The organism is Glutamicibacter sp. Je.9.36 (genome assembly GCF_051129975.1).
Classification (GTDB): Bacteria; Actinomycetota; Actinomycetes; order Actinomycetales; family Micrococcaceae; genus Glutamicibacter.
Window position 1 is genome coordinate 181586 of sequence record NZ_JBCPSN010000002.1, and the last position, 16541, is coordinate 198126.

The following is a 16541-nucleotide window of genomic DNA, read 5'->3' on the forward strand; positions in this document are numbered from 1 at the left end:
CATCCGGACGGCACGAAGCCCTCCAAAGGACCTTCCGGGTCCAGGGGGCCAACGAGAGCCAGCACCTGGCCAGCACCTGGCCAGCAAAGTCCAGGCAGGTCTCGACCTTTGCGCGCATCCGGGCTTGGAGGTCCGTTTCCACCTGCGCCGCCCCTGCATCAACGGCGGCTGCAGGTGCGCCGCTTCGCGGGCATCTCTGTACCTCCGCACTGCTAGGCTTTAGGCCATCAAGCATTGGATCGAGGTTGCTTAATGGACAGTACCCGGACGTTGGCGGCGCGCATGGCGAGCCAGCTGCTACTGGAGCCGGCAGAATCCGTACTGCAGGCCGCAGAACACATGCTCGCGTTCCAGTCCCAGGACTTCGCTGCAGGACGCTACGCGCTGGCTCAGCGCTCCGCAGCGCAAGAATCCCGCCAGCAAGTCGATGCGCTCTTCAGCGAAGGCCGGCTCGTGCGGTCATGGACCATGCGGGGCACGCTGCATATCTGCTTGGCCGAAGATGCGCGCTGGATGACTCGCGCAGCGCGTGAACGCACCTTGCGCTCCTCGGCCACACGGATGCGGGGACTGCAGGTCGGCACCCAGGACATTGACCAGGCAGCTGGCATCATCAGCGCGCATCTGCAGGAGCACGGGCAAGCCAGCCGCTCCGCGCTCTTCAAGGCACTGAACCAGAATGGAGTGGAGACCGGCCAGCAGCGAGGACTGGTTATCCTGCAGGTCCTCGTCCTGGACGGGGTGATCTGCCAGGGGCCCATTCCACGAGATGCGAAGCTCATCGCGCAGGACTTCGTGCTCGTGGATGAATGGATTGCACGTCACCGGGAACCAGAAGATCCGTTGGCGGAACTCTTGCGCCGGTACCTGCACTCGCATGGGCCAGCTACCCTTCGCGACGCAGCCTGGTACACGGGACAGACGCTGACCACCATGAGAACCGCCGCAGAAGCACTCGGCGGCTTGCTGGTGGACGCAGGAAGCGATGAGCGCGGAGAGGGCTACTGGGTCATCGCCGGCAGCCGCGCCCACCGGGAGCTTGAAGCGATGGAGCCCGCCGGGCTGCCACTGCGCCTGCTCGGTCCCTTTGACGAGTACTACCTGGGCTACGCGAATCGCACGCTGGTAGCCGACGAGCAGATGGCTGCGCAGATCCTGCCCGGCAAGAACGGCATGTTCCTGCCCTTCTGGCTAGAACAAGGCAGGGCTTCGAAGGTCTGGAACGCAGAAACAGCGCCCACCGGCAAAATCGGTGCGGCGCTGCATCAGCGGTATCTGGACTTCAAGACTGCCCGGTAGGCGGCGGGAGGCCTAGTGGCCGAATGGATCCTCATCGGTACCCGGCAACCAGGTATTGCCAGGCACGCCCCAACCCAGAGCTTTCTTGGCCTTCTTCCACTTCTTCTCCCAGCGTGGCTGCAACTTGTCCACGTAGAGGTAGCCATCAAGGTGGTCGTACTCGTGCTGCATGATGCGCGCGAACCAGCCGTGCGCTTCGAAAGAGATCGGATTGCCGAACTCGTCGAAACCCTCCACCTTCGCATAGTCGGCACGCTGCAGCGGGTAGTTCAGCCCGGGCACGGACAAGCAGCCCTCGGAGTCGTCATCAGCATCCGCAGGAGCCTGCGACACCTTTGAAAGGGTCAGCTTGGGGTTGATCACTACGCCCCGCTCGGGAGCATCGTCCTGGTCCGCGAAGACGTAGGTGAACATGCGCAGGCCCAAACCGATCTGCGGAGCCGCCAGGCCCACGCCGTGCGCTTCATCCATGGTGAGGTGCATATCGGCAACGAGCTCGCGCAAGGCGCCATCAAACTCGGTGACCTCCACCGCACGCTTGTGAAGTACAGGTTCTCCGTAAACAGTGATCTGCCGAATAGGCACGTGATCGGTTCCTTTCAAAAGTGCTTAGAGTGCTCGTCCAATAGTTTCACGCATGATCTCGCTTGTGCCACCGAAGATGGTCAGCAAGCGGGAAGCAGTGAAGGACTGGGCAATCGGGTACTCCATGATGTAGCCATAGCCGCCATGCAGCTGCAATGCCTGATCGGAAAGCTTTTTAGCGCTCTCACTAGCCCAAAGCTTGACCTCGGCAGCTTCGGAAGGATCCAGCTCGCCGTCGTTGAATGCCAGGACGGCCCGGTCCACGAAGCTCTGGGTGACATGCGCCTCAGTCTTCAGGTTAGCCAGCTCGAAACGGGTGTTCTGGTACTCGGTCAGCGCCTGGCCAAAGGTCGAGCGGTTCTTCGCATGCTCCAGCGCCTGCTCGAAGGACGCGGTGCAGATCGCCGAGGCAGCCACGGCAATAGCCAGACGGGCCTGGGGAAGCTGCGCCTTGACATAGGACAGGCCCTGTCCAGCCTCGCCAACAAGATCCGCAGCCGAGACGCGGACATCGTCGAAGAACAGCTCAGCGGTATCAGAAGCCCGCAGCCCGATCTTGTCGAAGGGGCTGCCGTTGGTGTACCCCTCGGAACGCTCGACCATGAACAGCGAGAATGACTGCTCGCCCGCACGTCCGCTCTCGCCATCGGTGCGCGCAAGCACCAAAGCGGCATCGCCAAACGCAGCATTGCCGATGAAAGTCTTCTGGCCGCTAATCAGCCAGTCATCGCCATCGCGTACCGCCTTGGTGCGCACCGCACGCAGGTCGGACCCCGCTCCAGGCTCGGTAAACGCGCAGGAGGTAATGGTGGAGCCATCGACCATGCGTGGAAGCCACTTGGCCTTGAGCTCGGCAGAGCCGTAGGAGAGCAGGTATGGCAGCACCAGGTCGTCGTGCAGGTGGAAGGCCAAGGCTACGGACAGATGCCCCGAACGCACTAGCTGCTCATCAAGCACTACACGGAAGCGGTAATCATCGATGCCCATGCCACCGAACTGCTCAGGCACGGCAAGACCCAGCAGGCCGTTTTCACCGGCAGACTGCCACACCTCGCGGGGGATCTGATGATCCTTTTCCCACTGAGCGTATTTACCGGAAATCTCCCGGGCGTTGAATTCCGTAGCCAGCTCACGGAACTGCTCGTGGTCCTCTTCAAAGAGCGCGCGTTTCACAGGGGGAGTACCTTTCGGTGGATGGAACGAAGGCATAAAGCTCACTGGCTTGCCGAAGTACATCATCCATTATGGTTGCTCAAGCCAATTCGTGCCTATTCGCCAGGGCAAACAACGATTCAAGTCACTAGATAACGCAAAAAGTCTCGAAAAACACGGGGATAGACCCCAAAACACAACCCATTCGAACATAGTTTCGAATCGGTGTTCCTAGCCACCGAAATATGACTTAACACCGCACCCGGGCAGCACTGCGCTCGCCGGTAGATTCGAACTGCCTGTTCAGCCGGTGCTGTCGGCGACGGGTCTGCAACAGGCATCCGCGCATAATGGCGTTGGCTTCACCGGAGCCAGCGATAATTCGGATCGGGGCCTAAGGGAGGCAAGTGGCCCGTTGTGCAGGGGCGGGCAGTGCCAATGATGCAACCCTGGAGCCGTCCCGCAGGTTGCGCATTCCTCAGCGTGGAATTGATTCCGTTGCCGCTTGGCGGAATCTGTTTGTTTCGAGACTGCTGGCAGGGTTGCGTGCGATCGCGTCGAGGCGCCCGACCTGTGCCATGGAAGCGATCTTTTCAGCGTCGGCACGGTGCCTGGGCATCTGATGGTTCCATGCGGTGGCCATGGCCGGCGGTGAAGTCTGGTTGGCGGCTAGCGGCGCGATGCTGAACGCCGTGGGGGATTCGCTGGCGGGGACTGGCGGAGTGTGCCTCTGGATTCCAGGTGTTCGTCTGGAATCAATGAGGCCCGGTGCCTTGCCGATTGCGATTCGGGGCATTGGAAACGAGAAAAGACCTGGTTCGGAATTTTCATTCCGAACCAGGTCTTTCGATCTGGGGTGAGTAACGGGGTTTGAACCCGCGACCTTCTGGACCACAACCAGACGCTCTACCGACTGAGCTATACCCACCATGTCTACTTCGTTACTAGTCAGAAGCTGTAGTGCTCATGATTTCGTACCGGGCAACGAGAAATACTATACACGTATCCAGGCCGGAAATACCAATTCGCACGGCGCCATCTCCGGGATTGTGACGGGATGCTCATTATTCGTGGCCTTGGGGCTGTTGCTCGCCGCTGAACTGCCACATGAGATGAATCCCCGTGCCGTGATCATGCCTTCGCCGGCAGTACCTGAGGGAAAGGCTTTGCCGCAGGTCCAGGGCGCTCCTGCGCTAGGCAGCGAGGGCAGGGGCGACATGGCTCGAGCCACTGTGAAGAATGGATGGTGAGGGAATTCTTGGGACTTGGTGATCTTCTGGAAGCCTTGAATGCTGGCCAGAGAATTACCGCCGGTTCGCCGCTGCATGCGCTCATGCATCGCTCTAGCCAGAACACGCTGCGCATAACGCCTACCGCAGCCCAGGGCAGGTGCGGGATTTGCTGTGGCAGCTGACCGGGACGAACGTTGTCGAGTCAGCGGTGCTATTCGCGCCGTTCAACTCGGAGTTTGGACGCAATATCGAACTGGGGAAAAGCGTCTTCATCAATGCTGGCTGCAAATTCCAGAGCCAAAGCGGTATCAGTATCGCGGATGAGTGCTTGGCATAACGTCGTTGTGGCTGCACTCAATCGCGATCTTGATCCTGCTCGGCGGGGGATATGATTCCGGCTCCAATGATCTTTGGGCGCAACGTCTGGGTTGGCGCGAACGCGACCATAATTTCCGGCGTCGCGATCGGCGAGCGGGGTTGTCGCTGCCGCCGCGGTCGTAACGAAAGACGTACCTGCAGGCGCTGTTTTGGTTGGCTCGCCAGCCAGGTGGTGCGCACGGTCTAATTCCGCGGCGCGCCAGCTGTGCGGCGGCGTTGCAAGGCGTGCGGGTAAAGCAAAAGGCTCGATCCAGAACTTTCGTTCTGGATCGAGCCTTTGTCTCTGGGGTGAGTAACGGGGTTTGAACCCGACTCATTTCCACCTAAAAACCCCGGAATTACACGGTTACTTGCCTAGGAAATCGCCCCTAGCTAACGCTGGGGGCGATTTTTCGTTTAAGTTCATCCGGACTTGGATACCATTTCCAACCGGTTTTTTCGTACCGGACAATTACCGGGGTCGGAGCAGATTCGAAATCGGAAAGATCGGCCAAGATTTCTTCCGCCACGATTTCGCCATCGCTGCCCCATTCAGGGGATCATTTCGGATTCCTCACGCTTGCCACCGAGCAGGGAAAGGCCAATTGTCATTGTTGCTTTAGTGGCGTGCCCGACTTTAGAACCGAGCTTTTCTCTTCGATTCGGTCACCGTAAATTGCGACGGTTGCGTTCTTGCCGGCGGTGAGTGACGTGAATTCGTAGATAGGCGCAGGCATGGGGAATTCCATTCGAATGATGATGAAGCTAATTGGGCGATGGCCAGCTTTGACTATCGACGGTAATCGCGTACTTGATACAACCGCGCCCGCGAAAGACCGGTTATTTCGACGATTTCTTTTGTCTTGATACTTTCTGATTTAAGCGCCGAACGTATGGCATCGTTCAACTCGACTTGCGCTTGATCTGCAATTTTCCGCGCCGTGGTGGCCTTATCCGCTACGGCGCGCAGTGTTTCAAGATCCATTATTCTTTTGACCTCCGAGTGATTACGGCATTTAGGATTCCAAGCACGGCCAAGACCGCCCACGCGAAGATCCAAGCGATGTTTGGGTTACTCAGGTTAGCCCAAGCCACGATCAGGACGATTATGGCGTACCCGATCCATAGATTCTTTACCCGGTTCATAGTGCGCCCTTTCGTTGATATTGTTGGGGTGAACCCCGGGAGGTTTTGAGATGCTAACGACTTCTCAAAACTCCCGGGGTTTTTCACTCCTTACGGTGTTTCCCGTTTCCCTTTCTGGCATTCCATCCGTTGATGGTCTGAATGATTCCTAGAATCAATGCCAGCGTTGCGATTACGTCTGCATATTGCATCTTCCCCTTTCTCTATTCTTTTTCGCTGTACCTTAAGTACAGCGCGCTTTACTATCTAGCGTCAAGCGCGCTACACTTAATTGTTTGAGCGGAGGGTGCGCCGATCATACGATTTCGGCCAGTCCGATTGGCGGTGGCTCGATGGCCATCGTTTCGATTCCCGGTTCGTTCAAGGCCGTCGCGACGGCGCCGTGCTGTTAGGTTCTCAATAGCAGGCGGGCATACGCATTGGACGTTGTGGCCAAGCTGGAATGCCCCATGCGCATTTGAACGACCTGCGGCGGGGTTCCTGCCATCAACTGCCATGACGCAAACGTGTGGCGCAGTGAGTGCGGGTTTAAGTGCTTGTTGATCCCAGCGCGTTCCATGGTTGGCCACCAGTGCCGTTCGTTGAACCGGTGCGGGTGGATTTGTCCGCCATGGGGCGCGACGAACGGCAGGTCCGACGGATCTCGACCGGCACACGGATCCGCGATTGCGGCCATGGTCTTGGAATCAACCATGACCACACGGCACGACCTGGCCGACTTTGGCGCGCCGATTACGCGACCTTTGGCCACCTTTTTCCATGCGCGCACCACGGAAACGGTGTTCGACTTGAAATTCAGATCACCGATTCGAACCGCTGTTGCTTTGCCGATGCGGCAGCCTGTAACCAACAGGAACGCCACGAATGGCTTGTAATAGTCGATCGTTGCCGAGTAGAACGCGTTCCATTCGTCGCGGGCAAAGATCGGCTTTTCTTCCACGACCGATTCCCTTGGCAGATCCACGCCCTTGGCCGGGCTGTTCGGGATTGCGGGCGGTTCCTCATGGGTCGCAGTTTCCAGTACGCGCGACAGTAGCGCGTGGGCGTTTTGGATCGTTTGCGGGGGAAACGCGCTTGATAGGCGAAGGCTTTTTCATGCCCGCCGATTTTTCCCGCACCCGACGCTGTTTCGAACGGTGCGTTTCCTGTTCAGCTTGCCAGCGCACCCAATCGTAAACGTCGGTGCGCGTGATCGCTTCGATAGGCAGATCACCAAGGCGACCCAACCATGTTCGTTCGGCTTCCGCTTGATAACCGGCAATCGTGCCAGCTTCCAGAAACAGCGATTTGCGTTCCAGGTATTTCGCGAACCATTCACGCAGTGTCACGGCATTGCTTTTGGGTTTTGCGCCGATTAGTCGCAACGCTGCTTCCGCGCCACGGGTGTCGACGATGTGCGCAATTTTTTCAGCGCCAGCCTTATTTTTGAACGTTGGCGTGAATTTGAGTTTGCCGTTTTCGTCGTAATATCCGACGCGATACGTTTCGCCCGTTTTGTTCTTTCGGGTTTGGATAGTTGCCACAATGTGCCCTTATGTCGTGTTGAATCCGACTAGGTACTACCATGTTGTGCTACCAAGAAACCCCTAGCCGGATCCTTGCGGATCTGACTAGGGGTTTTAGAGGGTGAGTAACGGGGTTTGAACCCGCGACCTTCTGGACCACAACCAGACGCTCTACCGACTGAGCTATACCCACCATGTTTGCTTCGTTACTAGTCAGAACGCTTTTGCGAACCAATTCCGTATCTGGCAACGAGAAATACTATACACACAATTCCGCGCTTGATGCCAATCGGAAGGCCCCTGGGGCACTGTGCAGTGCATCACCAATGCGCCGGGGCCTTCGTTTAGCGGCTAGCCGGCGCTTTGGGTGATCCCTACGGCGATCTTCCTGGCCTCATCGGAGGTTGGCCCCGGCGCCGGCACCATGATGGCGTCGCGGTAGTAGCGAAGCTCGTTGATCGAATCCTGGATGTCGCCCAGTGCACGATGGTTGCCGGTCTTGGCTGGAGCGCCGTAGTGCGCCTTCGGGAACCAGCGGCGGCTCAGCTCCTTCAAGGTCGACACGTCGATAATGCGGTAGTGCAGGTGCTCAATGACCTCGGGCATATCGCGTGCCAAGAAGTTCTTGTCCGTGCCCACCGAGTTGCCGCCCAGCAACGCCTTGTTCGGCTCCGGAACGTGCTTCTTGATGTAGTCGACCACCAGGCGCTGGGCTTCCTCCATGGAAATGCCGTTCTCCAGCTCGGGCAGCAGGCCGCTAACCACATGCATATTGCGAACGAAATCATCCATCTGCGCCAGAGCTGCCGGCTCGGGCTTGATGACTACCTGGATGCCTTCGTCGACGATCTCCAGATCGGAGTCGGTAATGAGCACTGCTACTTCGATCAATGCGTCGTTAACCAGATCCAAGCCGGTCATTTCGCAATCGATCCATACAATTTTTTCTGAGTTACTAGCCACGTAACCAATCTACACTTCAAGCAGCGCTGTGGGGGAGCGCACCCCCGTCACGGCGGAGGGACAGTGTTTCAACCGGCTTGGACGCGTGCTCGATGCTAAAATCGTCTGAGATTTCCGGCTGTTGAATTGCCTGCTTGCAAGGGCACGGCACATGCGACGCTGGCTTAATTACTCTCGAACTCATGTCCGTTACAGCCCGAGGTGTCAGTGTGTCAGCCAGCAAGCCAGCAGCAGTGAGCTCCCCGCCCTACGCTGGAGTGAATAGGACCCTTCTCAGCGGCGTCATCGGTTCCTCCCTGATCCTGTTCGGCTCCTTCGGTACCGGGTGGCTGGCCAGCGTATCCCCGCTGAACCGCGACCCGTTCTTCATCATGCTGCGCACCGAACCCGCCGGCGTGATCACCTGCGTGATCCTGCTGGCCCTGGGTTGCTGGGTCCTCTTCCGTTCCTGGTGGCGCCTGGGCCAGAAGCTCAAGGGCTGGGGCGAGGGTTCGCTGAAGGTGGTCCGCCGCGCGGTCTGGCTATGGAGCATCCCGATGTTCGTCACCCTGCCGATCATGAGCCGGGACGTGTTCGCCTACATCGGCCAAGGCCGGCTGGTGGATGCCGGGCAGGATCCTTATGTTGACGGAATATCCTCGCTGAATAACTGGTTCCAGCTCGGTGCCGATACCATGTGGGCGCAGGACGGCACCCCCTACGGTCCGCTCTACCTGAGCATCGAATTCCTCGTGGTCAAGCTGACCGGCCCTTCGACCGACGCGGCGGTCCTGGCCTTCCGCGCCATTGCATTCATCGGCGTGCTGCTCTGCCTGCGCTACGTGCCCAAGCTTGCCGAACTGCACGGTGTTTCCGGGGCCAAAGCCGCCTGGATGACCGTGGCGAACCCGCTGTTCCTGGTGAACTTCGTGGCCAGTGCGCACAACGATGCCCTGATGACCGGCCTGTCGGTCTGGGCCGTCTACCTGGCATGCAAGCGCTACGGCTTCTGGGCCATCGTGGTGCTGGCGGCCTCGGTGGGGGTCAAGCCGATTACCCTGGTGCTCCTGCCGTTTATCGGCCTGCTCTGGGCAGGGCCTAACGCTGCCTGGCCGCGCCGCATCCTCTACTGGTTCTACACCGGCATGATCTTCCTGGCCCTGATGACCGTGGTTGGGTGGCTCAATGGCTACTGGTTCGGTTGGCTGAAGGTCATGCTCTTCACCGGTACCGGATACTCCATCTTCTCCCCGGTAGGCATCGCGGTCATCGCGCTGAGCGGGCTGGTCTCCGCCATCGGGCTGTCCACCGAATGGATCCTGCCCGCGGCCAAGCTCTTCGGCCGCCTGGTCGGCGTAGCCATCGCCTTCGTCTTGATCTTCCGCGGAAAGCATTCGCACCTGGTGCAGCGCATGGCCATCGCCTTCGCGGCGATTGTCGTGCTCTCCCCGGTGATCCAGCCGTGGTACCTCCTGTGGCTGCTGCCGTTCTTCGCCGCTACCGGCCTGCGCGATGACTGGCAGATGCTCTGGCTGCACCTGACCACCATCTTCTTCCTGGCCTACCAGGCCGCTGACCAGATCTTCGTCTGGCAGTTCCTGCAGGATTCCCTGGTTCCACGCGTCCAATTGATTTCCTGGGGCATCTCCATCGCCTGCGCCCTGTACCTTGTCTTCTTCGATCCGAAGACCAAGAACATCTGCGCTGATCTGCTCAGCTCGACCAACTGGCTGAAGAAGAGCAAGAAAGCCTAGTGGCAGTGGAGCAGCCGAAGCTGGCACCGCAGCGCGCAAGCCTGCGGTCACTTTCTTGGCAAGGGTTCACTGCCTCGGCCATGATCACCGTTGCCTCCTGGGGGATCGGCTGGTTCCCGCGCACCCAGCTGTCCCCGCTGGCACGCAGCGGCTTCTTCATAGAATTCCGAACCGAAGTGCCAGGTGTCATCAGCTGCATCGTGCTGATGGCCGTGGGAATTGTCTGGTTGACCCGAACCTGGATCCTGGCCCGGCCATGGGTCCAGGCTGCCGGGGAGATCACCGGTCGGGAACTGGCCCGCGTGCTGGCCATGTGGTCTGCTCCGCTGATGCTCAGCTTCCCGATCCTCAGCCGCGACGTCTACTCCTACCTGGCCCAGGGCCGCATGCTGCACGCCGGCAAATCCCCGTATGCCGAAGGCGTGTCCGCGCTTCCGGGCTGGTTCGATGGCGGATCCGACAGCCTGTGGGCGCAATCGCCCTCGCCCTATGGCCCGTTCTTCCTCGTGCTCGCCCGCATCATCTACTTCGCCTCCAACGGCATTCCCGAAATCGGCGTGGGCCTGCTGCGCATCATTGCCGTGCTCGGTGTTTGGGGCTGCTATCACTTCACTGCGAAGCTGGCGCAGAAAATGGGGCAGAGCGCCAACTGGGCCAACTGGGCCATCGTGGGCAATCCGCTGTTCCTGCTGACCATGATCGGCGGCGTCCACAATGACGCGCTGATGATCGCCGGTGTCTTCAGCGCCTTCGCCTATGCCTACGATCGCCGTCCCATGGCCGCCACGATGGCGCTGGCCATAGCCGTGTCGGTCAAGCCGATCGTGCTGCTGGCGCTGCCTTTTATCGGCTTGGTCCTGCTGGGCAGGAGTCCGTCGATGCGCGAGAGGTGGAAAATCTGGGCCAAGGTCGCAGCGCTTTCCCTGACCTGGCTGCTTTTGATCGGTGCGGTCACCAACCTCTGGTTCGGCTGGCTGCTTGCCATGTTCACCGCGGGCGATGCGGCGTTCCCGTACGCTCCCGTGGGTCTGATCGGCTGGTCGCTGAGCAATCTGGCTGGCGTATTCGGCGCCGACATCTCCTTGGTGAATGCCATCGTGGTGGGCGTCTTCCAGGTCATCGCGCTGGCCATTGTGGCGCGCCTGGCGCTGGCCAAGGACACCTCCAGCCCGGTGCGCCTAGCGGCGTGGGCGCTCTCGGCGGTGGTGCTGCTGGCTCCGATTATCCAGCCGTGGTACATCCTGTGGCTGATGGCGCTGTTCGCCATTTCGCACAAGGTGTCCTGGGGATCGGAAAAGCTGATGATCTATGCATCCAGCCTGATCCTGGTGGCGGTTTTCGTCGACCAGCTCTCCATCGAGCAGTGGCACTCGGCCTGGGTGATGAAGACCCTGGCTGGAGTGCTCGTAGCGGGCTTGTTCATCGGCCTCTTCACTGCCGATGCCAGAACCAGGCAAGTGCTTCGCGGGCCGAAAGCATAGCCAAGGTCACATTCTGCAGCCCAGCTTTCTCCCGGAAAATTCCGCTTAGATAGAAATATGCAAACAATGTTCTGGCCAGCGGCAATCGCCATTCTCGGCGGCGCCCTCTTCTTGGCGTCCGCTGGCGTTTTCCTGCTGGCCGTGCAATACCGCCGGCATGGACGGTTGTCCTGGCGCCGCACCATCACCACCACAACCGCAGCCGTCTACGGATTCGGCCTGTTCAGCTACACCATGCTTCCGCTGCCGTCCACGCGCGACGAATTCTGCCGTCCCGGGGTGGCCATCCCGCAGCTGGTGCCCGGCCGTTTCGTCGATGATTTCAGGCTGGCCATCGTGGAACGCGGACTGAGCGGATTCGCCACCAGCTTCACCCTGTGGCAGGTGCTGTTCAACATCATCTTGTTCATGCCCCTGGGCATCTTGGCCGTGCGCTGGCTGCGCGGCAATATTTTCACCGGTGTCCTGCTCGGCTTCGCAGCCTCGCTGGCCATCGAGCTGACCCAGTACACCGCTATTTGGGGGTTGTACACCTGCGCCTACCGCGTGGCCGACGTCGATGACCTGATCACCAACACTGCCGGCGCACTGCTGGGCGCGATGATCGCCTACCTGCCGATGTTCCGCTTCCTGTCCGGCCCGGTGGAAGCGGACGCGGCCAATGCGCCGGCGCGGCCGGTGACCCGCGCCCGCCGTGCGCTGGCCAACATCTTCGATGCAGGCTTCACCGCCGGCGCGCTTCTTGTCATCGGCGCTGCCCTGGAACTGCTGGAGCGCTTGGGCGCCCCGGAGTTCGGCCAACAGTGGATGAACTTCTGGCTTCCGCTGTTCGTGGTCTTCTGCGTCTTCTGGCTGCCGAGCCTGGCGCCGGGACGGGCTACCCTCGGCCAGCGCTGCGCCTGGCTGATGCTCACCGACGGGCAGGGGCAACCGGCTCCGGCAGGCCGGGCCTTGCTGCGCAGCCTGCTCGGATTTGGCGGGATTAACTTCCTCTTCCAGATTTCCACCAGCATGGTCGACTTCACGCCATACCCGCTGCTGAACATGCTCGTTGTGATCTATATCGCGATCAGCGCCTTCTACTTCATCTTCGAGGCGAATCACCGGGGACTGGCCGGAAAAATAAGCGGTACCGGTTTCATCGACCGTCGCGCCCTTTGAGCCAAGGCACCCCAGCACCGCAAGGCGCACGCTAAAATGGAACGCGGTGGTCTGCGCCTCGGGTGCGGTCCAGCAAACTCGCGTTTGAAGACATACCGATAATTCCCAAAAGTTAGGTCTGCTCAGCAGCATGGAAGATAACAAACCAGAGGTCCCGGCCGAACCGCACCGCGCCGTCCTAGGCACGGCCGTAGGCGCGACGGTCCTCATTGCCATCGGCGCATTCGTGCTCTCGTTCGCTGCATTGACCGACCTGGCCGAGCGCTCGGGCATCAGCCCGCGCCTGGCCTGGATCTGGCCAATCATCATTGACGGCATGATCGTGGCCGCCACCGTGGCCATCGTGGCCCTGAACGGCTTCCATCGCAAGGCCATGATCTACCCGTGGTCGCTGCTGTTCTTCGGTGCGATCGTTTCCACCGCGGCGAACTCCACCCACGCAATCTTGACCGTGGACTCGATCGAAAACGGAGTGCCGCCGCTGGTTTCCGCGCTGGTTGCCGCCATGCCGCCTATCGTCTTGCTGGCCATCACCCACCTGACCGTGCACATGTACCAGAAGAAATCCGAAGCCGCGAAGCTGCGCGCTGAGCTGGAATACAACGAAGAGCAGGAAAACGCCGAGAAGTACGGCGTCGCTTATGATGATGGCTACAACGCTGCGCTGACCGACACCAAGACGGCCGAGGAAGAACGCCTATCGGTCCTGGAACAGGATCACCAGGACGCGCTGGCCCGAGCCCGCGCCGAAGGCATCGCGGCAGGCCGATCGGACTCGAAGGTCACCCCGATCAAGCAGAACGCGCAGCCAGCCAAGGAAGCCAAGCCTGCAGCGCAGAAGAAGACCGAGGACAAGGCACCATTGTTCGACGACATGGCTAAGCGCCTTTCCCGCCCATAAGGGCCGTCGACGCACCCGGCTGGCGCCAGGGCATGAGCATGAGGACAGCATTTTCAGGAACGCTTTAGCATCCAGGAGGCATCAATGATGGATCCGGCGCAGGGCCAGGCGAACGACGAGTTCTCCGAACAGATTGCGGCCGCCGTTGAGCAGTACAAGTCTGTGACCGGCGAACTCAATACCGTCATGTCGGCCATGAAGGCGAAGATCCGCCGGTTGTTCGCGAATTCCGAGGTGCAACCGCTGTTCATTACCGGCCGGGTGAAATCGCCGCAGTCCTTCGCGGCCAAGGCCTCGCGCCGGCTGCAGGAAAGTTCCGAGACCGCCCCGGTGCTGGAATTCCCCAACCCGCTGCGCGAAATCCACGACATGGTGGGCATCCGCATCATCGTGATGCTGCCCCATGAAATCCAGCAGGTTGCCAGCCTGATCAAGTCGCACCGCGACTCCTTCGACTGCCGCAGCGACCGGGAGAAGGACATCGGCTCGGTGGAGTCCGGCACCTACGGCTACTCCTCGCGCCACCTGCTGCTCAAGACCCGCAGCGAGCCGATCGTGCGCAAATTCCAGGAGGCCTTGGGCAAGCCGGTGGTAGCCAGCGGCAACTTCGTCTTCGAAGTGCAGATCCGCACCGTGCTGCAGCATGCTTGGTCCGAAATGGAGCACGACATCCGCTTCAAGCATCCCGGCGAGGCTGCCTGGAATCCGCAGATCGACCGCCACTTCACCGCCACCGCGGCGATGCTGGAAACCGTGGAGGACTACTTCACGGACATCGACGAGCTGTACCACCGCCTGAACGGCTACCACGACCAGCAGGGCGCCGGATCCGAGCCGTTGACCGGCGAGAAGATCGGCGAAATATGGCAGACGCTGTTGCCCCACGTCGACCGCAAGCGCGATGACGATTGGTCCTGGGCCGCCGAGCTGCTCGGCTCCCACGGCATCGACCAGACCTGGCAGCTGGCGCAGCTGCTGGATGCGAATGTGGTCACCGATGTGCGTGCGGCGCTGGACCACCGGTACTCGCCGGGCCCGGACCGCTTGCTGGACGATGTGCTGCTCTGGCGCTTCGGCAAGGACCACATCGACAAGACCAGCGGCGGGGACCTGCGCCGCGAAGCCTCCTTGCGCCGCCGCCTGATCCAGATGATGGATTACCGATCGCAACCCAGCGACAAGGAATAATTTCGATTCGAAGCCCGGATTTCCACTGCGGTGGAAGTGCGGGCTTCGATTCTTTAGCCAGCTCAACCCCAAACTGTTAGTTTGTGCACGTTCCGCAGGCCACGGCGTGGTTGGCCGGTAGAATAGTCAAGTTGCCCAATTTGTGGGCCGCACAATTCTTGTACCCGCATGAAAGGGCCACACCATATGATTTCCGTAGCCAACCTTGAGCTACGCGTCGGCGCCCGCTTGCTGATGGACGAAGTGAACTTCCGCATCGACAAGGGCGACAAGATCGGACTGGTGGGACGCAACGGTGCCGGCAAGACGACGATGACCAAGGTCCTCGCCGGCGAAACCCAGCCAGCCTCGGGTGAGGTCACCTTCAAGGGCTCCATCGGCTACCTGCCGCAGGACCCCAAGACCCCTGACATGGAGCAGCTGGCGCGCAATCGCATCCTCGGCGCCCGCGGCCTGGACGTGGTGGTCACCAAGTTGGCCCAGAACCGCGAGGACATGGCCAGCGAGGACGCTGCCGTCTCCGCCAAGGCCATGCGCCAGTACGACCGGTTGGAAGCAGAATTCATCGCTGCCGGTGGCTACGCTGCCGAATCCGAAGCGGCCGCCATCTGCGCCAACCTGGATCTGCCGGACCGCATCCTGGACCAGCCGCTGCGCACCCTGTCCGGTGGACAGCGCCGCCGCGTCGAGCTGGCCCGCATCCTCTACTCGGACGCCGAGACCCTGCTGCTCGATGAGCCGACCAACCACTTGGACGTCGATTCGATCATGTGGCTGCGCGACTTCATCAAGAACTACCCCGGCGGCGTGCTGATGATCAGCCACGATACCGGCCTGATGGAATCCACCGTGAACAAGGTGCTGAACCTCGACGCGAACCGCGGCGTGGTGGATGTCTACAACATGAACTGGAAGCGCTACAAGATCCAGCGCGAAACCGATGAGCGTGCCCGCAAGCGCGAGCGCGCCAACATCGAGAAGAAGGCTTCGGTCCTGCTGACCCAGGCGAACAAGATGAAGGCCCGCGCCTCCGGCGCCTCGGCGGCGCAGTCCATGCTCAAGCGCGTGGATCGCATGCTTTCCGGGCTGCAGGAAGAGCGTGCTTCGGATAAGGTCGCAGCCCTGCGCTTCCCGGATCCGGCTCCCTGCGGCAAGACCCCGCTCATGGCCGAAGGCCTGTCCAAGGCCTATGGCTCGCTGGAGATCTTCAACGATGTCTCGCTGGCCATCGACCGTGGTTCCAAGGTTGTCATCCTGGGCCTGAACGGTGCCGGCAAGACCACCTTGCTGCGCATGCTCGCCGGCGTCTCCGAACCCGATACCGGAAAGATCATTCCGGGCCACGGCCTGAAGATCGGCTACTTCGCCCAGGAGCATGACACCTTGGATCCGGAAGCCAGCGTGCTGGAGAACATGCGCCGCAACGCGCCTGACCACCTGAACGATGCCGACGTCCGCTCGATCCTCGGCTCGTTCCTGTTTGTCGGCGACGACGTGACCAAGCCGGCCGGTGTGCTCTCCGGCGGCGAGAAGACCCGCCTGGCCCTGGCCACCATCGTGGCTTCCAGCGCCAATGTGCTGCTGCTCGATGAGCCGACCAACAACCTCGACCCTGCCTCGCGCGCCGAGGTGCTGGGCGCGCTGTCCACCTTCCCGGGTGCCGTGGTCATGGTGTCCCACGATGAGGGCGCAGTGATGTCGTTGCAGCCTGAGCGCGTGGTCATCCTGCCTGATGGCGATGAGGACCTCTTCAACGAGGATTACCTGGAATTGGTTTCGCTGACTTAAATCCTGACAACGCGCAATAGCTCTCGTAGGCTTGGCAGATCACCATCATC

General features: G+C 60.6%; 13 protein-coding genes and 2 tRNA genes. 7 read left to right on the forward strand and 8 right to left on the reverse strand.

Annotation, left to right across the window (positions count from 1 at the left end):
• Window positions 1-252: 252 nt before the first annotated feature.
• Window positions 253-1299: a winged helix DNA-binding domain-containing protein gene (locus tag AAZQ98_RS05185; protein WP_434690344.1), complete on the forward strand. Its 1047-nt coding sequence runs from the start codon at window positions 253-255 to the stop codon at window positions 1297-1299.
• Between the two features lie 12 nt (window positions 1300-1311).
• Here AAZQ98_RS05185 and def read toward each other — a convergent pair whose 3' ends face one another.
• The 8 genes from def to orn form a co-directional block, all read right to left on the reverse strand.
• Entirely contained in the window at window positions 1312-1884 is a 573-nt protein-coding gene (gene def, locus AAZQ98_RS05190; protein ID WP_105657783.1) for a peptide deformylase, read from the reverse strand.
• A 24-nt stretch (window positions 1885-1908) separates the two neighbouring features.
• Window positions 1909-3057 carry an acyl-CoA dehydrogenase family protein gene (locus AAZQ98_RS05195; RefSeq protein ID WP_434690347.1) on the reverse strand — a complete coding sequence of 383 codons (1149 nt, stop codon included), beginning with the start codon at window positions 3055-3057 and terminating at the stop codon, window positions 1909-1911.
• 831 nt (window positions 3058-3888) lie between these two features.
• Window positions 3889-3964: transfer RNA gene (locus AAZQ98_RS05200), tRNA-His, on the reverse strand.
• A 1451-nt stretch (window positions 3965-5415) separates the two neighbouring features.
• Complete coding sequence (locus AAZQ98_RS05205) at window positions 5416-5610, reverse strand: hypothetical protein (protein ID WP_434690349.1); 195 nt, start codon at window positions 5608-5610, stop codon at window positions 5416-5418.
• A 549-nt stretch (window positions 5611-6159) separates the two neighbouring features.
• Window positions 6160-6711 carry a site-specific integrase gene (locus tag AAZQ98_RS05210; RefSeq protein ID WP_434690352.1) on the reverse strand — a complete coding sequence of 184 codons (552 nt, stop codon included), beginning with the start codon at window positions 6709-6711 and terminating at the stop codon, window positions 6160-6162.
• 61 nt (window positions 6712-6772) lie between these two features.
• A complete protein-coding gene (locus tag AAZQ98_RS05215) occupies window positions 6773-7294 on the reverse strand; it encodes a hypothetical protein (protein WP_434690354.1) in 522 nt (173 codons plus the stop codon).
• Between the two features lie 102 nt (window positions 7295-7396).
• Window positions 7397-7469 (reverse strand) — tRNA-His (locus AAZQ98_RS05220).
• A gap of 158 nt (window positions 7470-7627) precedes the next feature.
• Window positions 7628-8239 (reverse strand): oligoribonuclease, encoded by a 612-nt coding sequence (gene orn, locus AAZQ98_RS05225; RefSeq protein WP_434690355.1) that lies wholly within the window; start codon window positions 8237-8239, stop codon window positions 7628-7630.
• Window positions 8240-8472: 233 nt separating this feature from the next.
• Between orn and mptB (AAZQ98_RS05230) the strand changes: the two genes are divergently transcribed.
• The 6 genes from mptB (AAZQ98_RS05230) to AAZQ98_RS05255 all read left to right on the forward strand — a co-directional run bounded on the left by mptB (AAZQ98_RS05230) (window position 8473) and on the right by AAZQ98_RS05255 (window position 16491).
• On the forward strand, window positions 8473-9972 hold the full coding sequence (gene mptB / locus AAZQ98_RS05230) for a polyprenol phosphomannose-dependent alpha 1,6 mannosyltransferase MptB (RefSeq protein ID WP_286134545.1): 1500 nt from the start codon (window positions 8473-8475) through the stop codon (window positions 9970-9972).
• 5 nt (window positions 9973-9977) lie between these two features.
• Window positions 9978-11453, forward strand: a complete 1476-nt coding sequence (gene mptB / locus AAZQ98_RS05235; protein ID WP_434690358.1) for a polyprenol phosphomannose-dependent alpha 1,6 mannosyltransferase MptB — start codon at window positions 9978-9980, stop codon at window positions 11451-11453.
• A gap of 57 nt (window positions 11454-11510) precedes the next feature.
• Window positions 11511-12614 carry a VanZ family protein gene (locus AAZQ98_RS05240; RefSeq protein ID WP_365946120.1) on the forward strand — a complete coding sequence of 368 codons (1104 nt, stop codon included), beginning with the start codon at window positions 11511-11513 and terminating at the stop codon, window positions 12612-12614.
• Window positions 12615-12744: 130 nt separating this feature from the next.
• Complete coding sequence (locus AAZQ98_RS05245) at window positions 12745-13515, forward strand: DUF2637 domain-containing protein (protein ID WP_434690361.1); 771 nt, start codon at window positions 12745-12747, stop codon at window positions 13513-13515.
• An 84-nt stretch (window positions 13516-13599) separates the two neighbouring features.
• Window positions 13600-14703, forward strand: a complete 1104-nt coding sequence (locus AAZQ98_RS05250) for a GTP pyrophosphokinase (protein WP_105657790.1) — start codon at window positions 13600-13602, stop codon at window positions 14701-14703.
• Between the two features lie 186 nt (window positions 14704-14889).
• The gene (locus AAZQ98_RS05255; RefSeq protein ID WP_105657791.1) at window positions 14890-16491 is read left to right on the forward strand and encodes an ABC-F family ATP-binding cassette domain-containing protein; all 1602 of its coding nucleotides are present in this window, start codon (window positions 14890-14892) and stop codon (window positions 16489-16491) included.
• The last annotated feature ends 50 nt before the right edge of the window (window positions 16492-16541 follow it).

Excerpts from the sequence above, each read along its gene's own strand:
- AAZQ98_RS05185 (WP_434690344.1), top strand. The coding sequence starts at position 253 with ATGGACAGTACCCGGACGTTGGCGGCGCGCATGGCGAGCCAGCTGCTA.
- AAZQ98_RS05205 (WP_434690349.1), bottom strand. The coding sequence starts at position 5,610 with ATGGATCTTGAAACACTGCGCGCCGTAGCGGATAAGGCCACCACGGCG.
- AAZQ98_RS05240 (WP_365946120.1), top strand. The coding sequence starts at position 11,511 with ATGCAAACAATGTTCTGGCCAGCGGCAATCGCCATTCTCGGCGGCGCC.
- AAZQ98_RS05245 (WP_434690361.1), top strand. The coding sequence starts at position 12,745 with ATGGAAGATAACAAACCAGAGGTCCCGGCCGAACCGCACCGCGCCGTC.
- AAZQ98_RS05250 (WP_105657790.1), top strand. The coding sequence starts at position 13,600 with ATGATGGATCCGGCGCAGGGCCAGGCGAACGACGAGTTCTCCGAACAG.
- AAZQ98_RS05255 (WP_105657791.1), top strand. The coding sequence starts at position 14,890 with ATGATTTCCGTAGCCAACCTTGAGCTACGCGTCGGCGCCCGCTTGCTG.